9 protein-coding genes and 1 pseudogene are annotated in these 10133 nt (G+C 70.4%); 3 read left to right on the top strand and 7 right to left on the bottom strand.

Translation table 11 applies throughout. The features are described from left to right. Positions 1–284: pseudogene (locus I0C86_RS44035) on the top strand (hypothetical protein); the annotation flags it as partial. 34 nt (positions 285–318) lie between these two features. Here I0C86_RS44035 and I0C86_RS35475 read toward each other — a convergent pair. The 3 genes from I0C86_RS35475 to I0C86_RS35465 all read right to left on the bottom strand — a co-directional run bounded on the left by I0C86_RS35475 (position 319) and on the right by I0C86_RS35465 (position 4002). Then, positions 319–1578 carry a hypothetical protein gene (locus tag I0C86_RS35475; RefSeq protein WP_196205683.1) on the bottom strand — a complete coding sequence of 420 codons (1260 nt, stop codon included), beginning with the start codon at positions 1576–1578 and terminating at the stop codon, positions 319–321. A gap of 73 nt (positions 1579–1651) precedes the next feature. Beyond that, positions 1652–2644, bottom strand: a complete 993-nt coding sequence (locus I0C86_RS35470; protein ID WP_196205682.1) for a glutamate ABC transporter substrate-binding protein — start codon at positions 2642–2644, stop codon at positions 1652–1654. Beyond that, on the bottom strand, positions 2641–4002 hold the full coding sequence (locus I0C86_RS35465; protein WP_196205681.1) for a hypothetical protein: 1362 nt from the start codon (positions 4000–4002) through the stop codon (positions 2641–2643). Before I0C86_RS35465 ends, I0C86_RS35470 begins: the two co-directional genes overlap by 4 nt. Positions 4003–4373: 371 nt before the next feature. Between I0C86_RS35465 and I0C86_RS35460 the strand changes: the two genes are divergently transcribed. Then, the gene (locus tag I0C86_RS35460; protein ID WP_196205680.1) at positions 4374–5435 is read left to right on the top strand and encodes a LacI family DNA-binding transcriptional regulator; all 1062 of its coding nucleotides are present in this window, start codon (positions 4374–4376) and stop codon (positions 5433–5435) included. Between the two features lie 17 nt (positions 5436–5452). Here I0C86_RS35460 and I0C86_RS35455 read toward each other — a convergent pair whose 3' ends face one another. Beyond that, on the bottom strand, positions 5453–6805 hold the full coding sequence (locus I0C86_RS35455; protein WP_196205679.1) for a glycoside hydrolase family 43 protein: 1353 nt from the start codon (positions 6803–6805) through the stop codon (positions 5453–5455). Positions 6806–7036: 231 nt separating this feature from the next. Between I0C86_RS35455 and I0C86_RS35450 the strand changes: the two genes are divergently transcribed. Further along, a complete protein-coding gene (locus tag I0C86_RS35450) occupies positions 7037–7537 on the top strand; it encodes an anthrone oxygenase family protein (RefSeq protein WP_196205678.1) in 501 nt (166 codons plus the stop codon). A gap of 160 nt (positions 7538–7697) precedes the next feature. Here I0C86_RS35450 and I0C86_RS35445 read toward each other — a convergent pair whose 3' ends face one another. The 3 genes from I0C86_RS35445 to I0C86_RS35435 all read right to left on the bottom strand — a co-directional run bounded on the left by I0C86_RS35445 (position 7698) and on the right by I0C86_RS35435 (position 9782). After that, positions 7698–8108: an MmcQ/YjbR family DNA-binding protein gene (locus I0C86_RS35445; RefSeq protein WP_196205677.1), complete on the bottom strand. Its 411-nt coding sequence runs from the start codon at positions 8106–8108 to the stop codon at positions 7698–7700. Positions 8109–8321: 213 nt separating this feature from the next. Next, positions 8322–8948 carry a hypothetical protein gene (locus tag I0C86_RS35440; RefSeq protein WP_230395325.1) on the bottom strand — a complete coding sequence of 209 codons (627 nt, stop codon included), beginning with the start codon at positions 8946–8948 and terminating at the stop codon, positions 8322–8324. A gap of 114 nt (positions 8949–9062) precedes the next feature. After that, positions 9063–9782 (bottom strand): VOC family protein, encoded by a 720-nt coding sequence (locus tag I0C86_RS35435; protein ID WP_196205675.1) that lies wholly within the window; start codon positions 9780–9782, stop codon positions 9063–9065. Positions 9783–10133 lie beyond the last annotated feature (351 nt).

Genomic DNA, 10133 nt, shown 5'->3' with positions numbered 1-10133 from the left:
GACCTCGACCGGTACCCGTGGAGGTCGGACCCCGGCCGGTACCCGTGGAGGTCGGGCCGGGACCGCGGCCGGACGGCGCCGGGCCTACCCCCAACCCCGTCGCCGGACCCGTGCCGGCACTCGGCACCGACGCCCGGCCGGTCCCGCTCGGCACCGACGCCCGGCCCCGACCGGTCGGCGTCGCGACGGCACCCCCGGCACCGGCCTGGCCGGTGGCGTCCGGGCCCGACCCGCCGACCGGTGCCCGACGTCCACAGTCGTCGCAGTACCCGTCGGGAAGGTAGGAGCCTGGGCAACCGGGCCGCAGGCATCGGATGCTCATGGTACGGCTCCCTTCGCACCGGGCGTCGGGCGCTCGGCGAGATCGTTGAGTTGACGCTGGTACGCGACCACCGCCCGGGTTGCCGCCCCCAGGTCACACGGGCTGGTGTAGAGCAGATCGCGAGCCAGACGGTACCGGGCGGAGAGTTCGACGTGTTCGATGAGGCCGAGCCGCCCCGCCTTCGCCCGGTACGCGTCGAGCCGGCCCCGCAGCTCGACCCGGCGCCGCAGCAGCCCGTCGGCCGCCTCGTACAACTCGGCCGACCGGCGCCGGGCGGTCACGACCGCCCGCTCGACCACGTCCAGTTCCGCGCCGAGCCGCTGCCATCGACGCTCACGGTGCAGTTGGTCGAGCAGGTGGAGTTGGGTCCGCAGCGCCGGGTTCGCGGCGGGCAGGTCGGGCAGGCCCGGATTCGCGATCTTCGCCTCCGCGACCGCGTAGATCCGGTCGGTCTCCGTCGTGGCCGCGACCAGATCGTCCAGTTCGGCCGCCAGCCGGGCAACCCGGCCGGGATAGCCGTCCCGCAGTTCGATCAGGTCGGCGATCCGCTCGGCCACGCCGGTGACCTCGACCGTCAGCTCCCGCAGCCGGTCCCGGACCCCGGACCCGGACGGCCCGTCGCGGGTCGCGCCGAGCGGATCGCCGAGCGCATTCCCGTACGCCTCGTCGATCTGCCGGCCGAGCCTGTCGAGATCGCCCGCGACCGCCGAGTCCTCCCCGAGGCCCTCGACGTCCGCCCGAAGTCGCGCAACCGTCGCGGTGAGCTGCCCGAACCCCTCGACGAGCCGGGTCCGTGCCGCCACCACCTCGGACAGCGCCCCGGCCAGTCCGGTCGCTTCCGTCTCGATCCGCCGGGCCAGATCCACCAGCCCCGACGAGTGGGCCGGCGGGTCGGCGGAGGCGTCGTCCAGCACCATCCCGTCCGGGCCGAGTCGTACCACCGGGGCCCGGAGCAGGCCGGCGAGTTCCCGCAACTCGGTGTCGCCCGGTCGGGAACGCCGGGACCGGACTTCCCGGGCCCGGTGCAGCAGGTCGGAGAACGCGGTGAACTGCGACCAGAGCACGTCGACCCGGGCCAGCAGTCCGGCGGCGACCCGCGCGGTGACGCCGCTGAGCTCCGGAGCACGTAGGACGGCCAGGTGGGGATGGGAGTCCAGGGCGTACATCGCGGCCGAGATCCGGTCGTACGCCACACCGAGGTCGCCGATCAACCGGTCGGCCTCGGTCCGGCTCATCGGCCACCGCGACACGTTCATCGGCATACCTATCCGGTGTCCCGGTGCTCTCCACCGGTACGTCGCCGCCTCGCACCCAGTTCCACGAGACACGCTAGTCCCGATAACGGGCGACCGGTGGGGAGGGCGCCGGGCCCAACGACGTCAACCAGCGGCCGTAGAGCCTGCCCCAGGTGCCGTCGGACCGGATCTTCGCGAGCACCCCGTTGACGAACCGGACCAGTTCCGGCGACTCCTTCGAGATGGCCACCCCGTACGGTTCGTCGCTGAACCGGGGCCCGACCACCACCGTGTTCGGGTCCTGCGCGGCGAGTCCGGCAAGGATGCTGTCGTCGGTCGACACCGCCACCACCTGGTTCTGCTGCAACAGCACCAGGCAGTCGGTCCAGTTGACCACCGAAACCGGTACCGTGCCCTCCTCCGCGATCTTGCGGATCGAGGTGCTGCCGGCCGCCGCGCACACCTTCTTGCCGTGCAGGTCCTGGATCGTCTTCGCCGCCGAGCCCCGGGTGACCAGGATCCGCTGGCCCGCGGTGAAGTACTCGGTGGAGAAGGAGACCTGCTCCCAACGCTCGCAGTTCATCGTCATGGTCCGGACCACCATGTCGACGGTGCCGTCCTGGACCACCTTGATCCGGTCGGCAGAACTGATCGCCCGGAACTGGATCCGGCCGGGGTCCCCGAAGATGCCCCGAGCGACCTGCCGCGCGATGTCGATGTCGAAACCGGTGAGTTGCCCCGTCAACGGGTCACGGAAGCCGAAGTTGTAGCTGTTCTGGTCGACACCGACAACCAGCCGTCCGCGCTGGGCGATCCGGGCCATCGCCGTACCGGACGGCATCTGGCCGGGTGGGGGTAGCGCACCGGACGGTCGCAGGCTGGCCCGTGGGTTGCAGGAGCCCGAGGCTGCCGCGGGCCCGGTCGGAATGACCGCCGGATCCTGCATGCCGACCGGGCGGGGTGGATCCGCCTGGGCGGCGTTGTCGGGCAACGACGGTTCGCCGGTGCCACATCCGGCGAGGCCCAGCGCGAGCATCGTCGCTATGGTGCCGGCGAGCAACCGGCCGGGACGGTACCGGTTTCTCATCGATACTCCACTATCCGCCGCTGCATGCCGACCGCGGCTCCGATCACCAGCAGAAGGGTCAGGCCGACGATGCCGATGTCGGTTCCGGTCAAGGCCCGGCCGGCGCTCTCCGCCTCACGCTCGAACCGGCCCCCGTTGTGGGTGATGGCCTTGGCGAGCGCCTCGTCCAGCTGATTGAAGATCGCCGCCGTCGTCCGGTCGCCGGTGCCCACCGTCGCGGCCACCGCCTTCGCGTACTCGCCGCTGTCGTCGAGGATCCGTACGTTGCGATGCGCGGCGGCCCACTCCTTGCTGCGCGCGATGGCGGTGTCGACCGCCTGCCGGGTGGTCTCGTCCGACGCTGCCGCCCGCGCCTGTGCCAGCAACCCGCCGGAGCCGTCCGTCCCGGCGAGCCGTTGCATGACGACGCCGAAGTTCTCCTCGAACGCGGCGCCGTTACCCCGGGCGACGAGGGTCAACGCCTCGTCGGCCCGGGCCTGCAGTCCGGCGATCCGGGCCTCGGCGAGGAGATTCACCTGGGCGGACCCGTCGTCGCGACTCGCACCGAGGGATCCGGCCGCCACCACCGCCGAGACGGTGAGCCAGGCCACCAGCAGCACCGTCGCTCCGGTCGCCACGAGCAGCCCCACGTTGAGCAGCCGATTGGTGCGCCGGGTGAGATGGATCTGCACCAGCACCAGACCGGCCAGGGTGAGCACCGCGAGCAGAACCGCGACCCAGGGGAAGCCGGCCGCCCGGTCCCGGGCGTCGTCCAGCTCACCGGAGGCGACCGCGTACAACTCCTGGGCCGCGGGCAGCAACTCGGTGCGCATCAGGCCCGAGGCTTCCTGGAGATAGGCCACGCCCAGCGGCATGCCCTGCCGGTTGTACGTCCGGGCGGTCTCCACCAGGCCGCTGTACACCGGTAGCCGGGCGGTGATCCGGGCGATCGCCGTGGCGCCCCGACCGTCGTCGGCGGCGGCCGCCGAGACGATGGTCAGCGCCGCGGCCGCGTCGGCGAGATCCCGCTGATACCGGTCCCGCAGGGCCGGCGGTTCGAGACCGTTGGACAGGAACGCGCTAGCGGCGGTCGCGTCGGCGTCGGACAGCGCCCGGTACAGACTCTGCGCCGCGACCGCCAGTTCACCGCTGCGGGCGGTGACTCCCCGGACCAGGTCCGCGCGTTGCCGGACACCGACCAGCGCGACCACCCCGGCGATCAGCCCCAGGACGACCACGGCGGCCAGAATGGCGGTGAGCCGGCCGGGGGTCTGCCGCATCGGCGCGGTGACCCGGCGCAGCACGGCCGGTGGGCGGGGTTGCGGCGCGACGGCCAACCGGCCTCGCGGGACAGCGACCGCCGACCCCTGCGATCCCACCCGTAACCTCCCCATTCGAACATCCGGAACGGCGCACGCCGGGCGTACGCCAACGGCCAGATCTTGACGACCGGCTTCAAGGTAACCAATCAGCTCAACCGGCGGGGGGCAGCCCCCCGACGATCCCGGGAAGCCTACGGCCGGGCACCGACGCTCGGAACCCGGCACCGTCCACTCTCGGCGAAGCGACCGACCCGGTATCGGTTTCGGTATCGTTATCGGTATCGGTATCGGACCCGGAACGCAACATGGCCGGAACACGGACCGGCGCCATCGTTGATCAGCATGGTGGGGCTAACCTGAGCAGGATGTCCGGCGTCGCCGGCGGGGGCGGAAGGCGGTAGGCCGTTGTGCTGGCAGAGGATGACCAGATGACGACGCCGTCGCGGGCGGGACGCCCGGCGGTGATGACCGATGTCGCCCGGCTCGCCGGGGTGTCCCACCAGACGGTCTCACGGGTAATAAACGGCCATCCGCGGGTACGTCCGGAGACCCGGGACCGGGTGGTCCAGGCGATGGCGGAACTCAGCTACCGACCGAACGCGATGGCCCGTGGGCTGGCCAGCCGTCGGTCCCGGGTACTCGGCGTGGTCAGCTTCGACACCATCCTGTACGGCCCGGCGTCCACCCTGCTCGGCATCGAGCGCGCCGCGCGGGCCGCCGGCTACGGCGTCAGCATCGTCACCCTGGAGAAGGTCGACCGCCGGGGCGTACTCAGCGCCGTGGAGGCGCTCGACGGCCAGGGTGTCGACGGGGTCATCATCATCGCACCACAGATGGCGGCCGCCGCCGCGCTGCACAGCCTGCCCCGGGGAATGGTGGCGGTGGCGGTGGAGGCGGGCCAGGACAGCGGTCTGCCGTCCGTCTCGGTCGATCAGATCACCGGCGCGCGCCTGGCCGTCCGGCACCTGCTCGAACTCGGTCACCGGACGGTGTGGCACGTCTCCGGCCCCAGTGACTGGCTGGAGGCGCGGGACCGGATCACCGGCTGGCGGCAGAGCCTGGAGGAGTTCGGTGCCGCGGTGCCGCCGATCATCTCCGGAGACTGGAGTGCCCGCTCCGGGTACGCCGCCGGAACGGCGCTGGCCGGAAACCCGGAGGTGACCGCCGTCTTCGTCGCCAACGACCAGATGGCGCTCGGTCTGCTGCGCGCCCTGCACGAACGGGGCGTGCGGGTGCCGGCGGACATCAGCGTGGTGGCGTTCGACGACATCCCGGAGGCGGAGTTCATGCTGCCCCCGCTGACCACCGTGCGCCAGGACTTCGACGAGGTGGGCCGGCGCGGGATGGCGACGCTGCTGCGACTGCTCGGCACGACCGAGCACGGCGTCCGGCCGGCCGCCGTACTGCCGACCGCCGTCATGGCGACCACGACGCCGATCGAGCCGACCCTCGTGGTTCGACAGAGCACCGCCGCCCCCGCCAGCGGTTGAGCCGGGCGGCCCGGACGTCAGGCCCACGGGGTCGCGGGCCGGAACGAGCTGTCCGCCCGGAAGGTGGCGTTGTCGGCGTACCAGTCCACCCGCAGTTCGTAGTTGTAGTGCCGTAGGTACCGGCCCGGGTTGTTGTACGACTCCAACGCCACCGAGCCGGAGACCGAACCCGGCCGGGCGCAGAAGGTGGCGTCACCCCGGAATATCGCGGTGCCGTCGCTCGGGTCGAGCCGGAGCCGGAAGTCGTAGTGGCGCAGGTACCGGCCACCGGTGCCGGTGAACGAGTAGCAGTTCGGGTCGGCCAGCCCGGCGACCACCGTGAAGGTGGCGTCCTGCCGGGTCTGCACGGGACTGGCGGCGGAGACCGGATCGACGTATCCGAGGTAGTCGCGGTGCCGGACGTAGCGGTCCGGGAAGTTCACCGACTGGAACGAGCGGGCACTGTTGGTCGGCAGGGTGACCCCGCCGGGAACGGTTTCCCTGAGCACCGTGAAGTGCCGGGCGAAGCCGGACAGTCCCGGTAGCTGGCTCGGCGCGGTCCAGGTGGCGAAACCGTCGTAGCTGTCGCTGAACAGGTACTGCCCGACGGTGTAGCCGTCGAAGAAGATCCGCCAGCCGCCGTTGTCCAGCGGCACCAGCGCCTGCCCCTCCCGGGGACCGCCCCAGCCGGCCCAGTTTCCGGTCCGGCGCATCGTGTACGGCCCGGTCAGGCTCGTCGCCGTGGCGTACTCGATGAACTTGGTGGTCTCCTGCTTAGTGAACGCGTGGTAGGTGCCGGCGACCTTGACCACGAAGGTGTCGATGTAGTTCGGGCCGATTCCGGCGAGTACGGCGGGTGCGCTGAACGCGGTGAGCGCCGCATTCGTCGCCCGCAGGCGGTACGGCTTGAAGTCGGCCCCGTTGGTGGAGAGCGAGACGATGACGTTGACGCTGCCGTCGGTGTCCACGAACCACTCCGGCGCCCAGGTGTTCTGCACGCTCAGCGGAATGGTGTGGTTTCGGAGGAAGGTCCAGTTCACCCGGTCGGTACTGGTGGCGAATCCGATCGTGTTCCCGGTCCAGTTCGTGGTGTAGACGATGTAGTACCTGCCGTCGGTGTGCCGGATGATGCTCGGGTCCCGGATCAGTCCGGACGGCGGGGTGTACGCCGGGCCGCGCAGCAGCCGGAAGCCGGTCGCGTCCGGCGACTCGTAGACGTACATGTTGGACTCGCTGCTGTTGGTGAACGCCGTCATCGTGTACCGGGTGACCTGTCCTGGCGGCGGCGCCGCGGCCTGGACCGGGGCCGTCGGTACGGCGACGCCGACGGTCAGCAGCAGTGCCGCCGCGACCAGCGGAGTCCATCGGGATCGGATCCGGTTCCGCGCCATCTCCGCCACCTTCGGTTGATGGACGCCAGGGTGCCCTGGCTTCCGCCGCCCTCGGGGGGCGGGCGGGGCGATGTCAGTGTTAGCGCTAACAACGACAACCGTCAAGGTCTCCGCCGGACGCGACGGCGGTCCGGCTCGCCGACCTGGGAGACTCTGCACCGGATCGGCGCGGTGGGCACGGCCGCGCGGCGCACGCCGCAGCCGGCAAGGAACCTGGAACGGGAGCGAAACGTGGAACTGGTCGGAACCCTGTCGCTGATCGCCGCCACACTCGCCACGGGCCTGATGGCCGGACTGTTCACCAGCTTCGCCTACGCCGTGATGCCCGCCCTCCGGCGTGCCGACGACCGGACGTTGGTCGTCACGATGCAGCAGATCAACAGGGCGATCGTCAACGGCTGGTTCATGACCAGTTTCCTCGGCGCGCCGGCGCTCGCGATCGTGGCCCTGGCGACGCACTGGAACGGTGAGCTGCGCCGAGCCCTGCCGTGGATCGCCGCCGGATTCCTGCTCTACCTGGTGATGTTCGGCATCACGATGGGACTCAACGTCCCGCTCAACAACCAGCTCGAGGCCGCCGGTGACCCCGATCGGCACGCCGACCTCGCGGCCGTCCGCGAACGCTTCGAGGCTCGGTGGATCGCGTACAACCTCGTCCGGGCGGTGGCCGCCACCGCCGCCTTCGGTTGCCTGCTCTGGGCCCTGGTGCTGCACGGCACCGCCACCGGCTGACCGGCCACGGCATCAGGTCCACCGAGGGGCACGCGCCATCCGTCCGTCAGCCGACCTCGTCCGGCGGCGACGGGCCAGGCTGCGCGGGACCGGCCGGCGGCGGGTCGGGGTGCGGCGGAATCGGCGGTGTTGGTGAACGGGCCGGCGGGCAGCTGAATCGTCAATCCGGCCGGTCGACCCGGGCAGCCAGCTTCCTCGGCGCCAGTACGCAATAGCTCTCGGTGAGCAACTCGGCGACCTCCGTCCAGTCGACGCCGTCGTCGAGCACCATGCCCACGACGTCGGCGCCCCAGTCGGGCTTGTAGAACGGGTGGCCGCTCCTGACGAGCCCCTCTATCTCGTCGCCCGGCGACCGGAACGTCAGCACGCAGACCGGAACGTCGGTCGCGACGGCCCGCGCGTACGCCATCTGGTGGTCGGGATCGACGGTGAGCACGTGGGCGAAGGTACGGCTGCGGATCCGCCAGCGGACGCCCACCCACGCGGGCTCCTCGTAGGTTTCTGGAAACCCGAGGCAGACCGGTCGAAGCTGGTCGAGGACCTGAGATGGGACGTCTCCAGGTGCGGTCACGGACCGGAGACTACCGACACCGTCTGACGATTTCGCCCGGCTCGACACCCTCGTTGTCCTCCGCAGCCGGAACGGCCGCCGAGGTCACAGAACAAGCTAGTGCCGTGACCGCATAGGTTCGCCGGGTTGCCGGTTGGGACGGGTGGCTCGGTGCGCTCTCGCCGCGGTAAGGGCACGATCATCGGCCTGGCCGCGGCTGAAGCCGATCTCCTCCTATGACCGCGGTCTGCTGTCCGAGCGCCACGTGGTGAGACGAGGGTGCCCCGGCAGTTCGGCGCGGCCGGTGGCCCACAACAGGGTGAGCCAGGGATCCGCGCCGCCCGGAGCCTCTGGAAACAGGCGGGCGAGCACCCGCGAGCAGAGAGCGGAGGGCGGGGTCCAGGCAAGCCCGAAGCCTTCCGCCAGATCGTGCATGTGTACCAGCGTCTCTTGCAGCCCCAGCGCCGCGAAACCTTCGGGGTCCGACACCCCGGCGGCGTGGTGGGCGCGGACCCGGGGCGGCGTGGTACGCACCATGGCGACCAGCAGCGCGCCGCACGCCTCCAGCACCTGCACCAGGCCGGCCGGACCCGCAGCACGGTCCGCGTAGAGGAAGACCGTGGGTCCGTCCGGCCTCTTCCGGCTCAACGCGATGGGCACATGGGTGTCCAGCGGCGGGCTCTGCGGCCCCAGCTGCACGGCGTAGTAGAACAGGTCGTTGGCGAGGTGCTCGGCGGTCTCCCAGCAGTCCCACTCCAGCGAACCGGCCTTACCGCCCCACCCCTGCGGGGGTGCGTCCCGAAGGATGCCCACGGCGAGCCGCACGGCAAGGTCGACGTCGTCCGCGGTGACAGGAGACAAGACTGATCCGGTTTCGACTGATCGAGACATGGCAGCACCGTAGCGCGAGCGATGAGGGCGACCTGATTTTGTCCGCGAGAACCGGAGCCAGAACATCTCCACTGCACCCCGAACTCATCGCAGCGCCACTGCGAGGTCGGCAGCGATCTCGAAGGTCGGTGCCGCCCTTCCGGTCTCGTCTGGGTCCAGCGCGATGTGCTCGACGCGGGCCAGCATCTCCGTTGCGGTTTCCCGGTCGTGGAGCGCCATCGCCAGTTCTGCGCGGTACACCAGAACCTCTACGTGTGTGACGGGGTCATCGTCGGCCTGCGGGCGAGCCAACGCGCTGTCGAGAATGCGGGCTGCCTGGCCGACGTCACCCTTGGAGTCGGCCAGCACGACGGCATTCGCCAGCGCTTTGCCGAGCCGTCCGGCGGGTGCGGGTGCTGGCGTGGGCATCGTGGCGGGGTTCTGGAAGACGCGGATCCAGTTGCCGCCCGGGTCGATGACGCTGAATCCGCCCAGCCCGTCGGAGTTCTTTCGAGCCCTGGGCCGGGTCATCCGCGGCATTCCGGACACCAGGACTTTGCCGTATGCGGCCCGCATGCCGGTAGCGAAAGCCCGGTGCAGTTCCGCGATGTCCGAGGTGAGCACGAGACAGGAGCCGTAGGACTGCTCTGGGTCGAACCCGGCAATCTCGAAGAATTGCAGGTGCAGGTCTTCACGTTGCAGTCCCATGCAGGGGTTGGGTTTGCGCTGCTTATACGTGGTGCTGAAGCCGAGAACCCCGTAGAAGGTTTCGATGTCGTCAATCGACGCGCAGGGCAGCAGGGGAACGGTCACCTCGTTGGTCATGGCTCCTTCCTAGGCGTCGCGGACGGTCCGTCGCACATGGAAATAGCCGATCATCGCCTGGTCCCATCCGATCGACCGATGCGACCGCAGTTTCGCCGTCGAGCTCGAACGCCACCTCCAGTGCCTCCTCGACGTCGTCGCGATCGATCGGCAGCCCACGAAGACGATCCCGACGAAACCTCCGGTCCTCCCTCTCAACCCGGCGGACCATAGCCGTCAGAGCACTAGACGAGTAGTTCCGAAGTCTGGGGTCGATGTCCGGGCATGAGGAGAGGGCATCCAAGATCATGTTGTGACGCAAGACCTGGACACCCTCTTGACCGCACTGTACGTGAAGATCGACGACATGAT

Source organism: Plantactinospora alkalitolerans (genome assembly GCF_015690345.1).
Taxonomy (GTDB): domain Bacteria; phylum Actinomycetota; class Actinomycetes; order Mycobacteriales; family Micromonosporaceae; genus Plantactinospora; species Plantactinospora alkalitolerans.
The sequence above is the reverse complement of the archived record's forward strand: the minus strand, read 5'-3'. Positions and strand labels throughout refer to the sequence as shown.

What these genes read in the sequence shown, in the direction of transcription:
- I0C86_RS35460 (WP_196205680.1), top strand. Translation starts at nt 4,374, where the DNA reads ATGACGACGCCGTCGCGGGCGGGACGCCCGGCGGTGATGACCGATGTC.
- I0C86_RS35475 (WP_196205683.1), bottom strand. Translation starts at nt 1,578, where the DNA reads ATGAACGTGTCGCGGTGGCCGATGAGCCGGACCGAGGCCGACCGGTTG.
- I0C86_RS35470 (WP_196205682.1), bottom strand. Translation starts at nt 2,644, where the DNA reads ATGAGAAACCGGTACCGTCCCGGCCGGTTGCTCGCCGGCACCATAGCG.
- I0C86_RS35455 (WP_196205679.1), bottom strand. Translation starts at nt 6,805, where the DNA reads ATGGCGCGGAACCGGATCCGATCCCGATGGACTCCGCTGGTCGCGGCG.
- I0C86_RS35435 (WP_196205675.1), bottom strand. Translation starts at nt 9,782, where the DNA reads ATGACCAACGAGGTGACCGTTCCCCTGCTGCCCTGCGCGTCGATTGAC.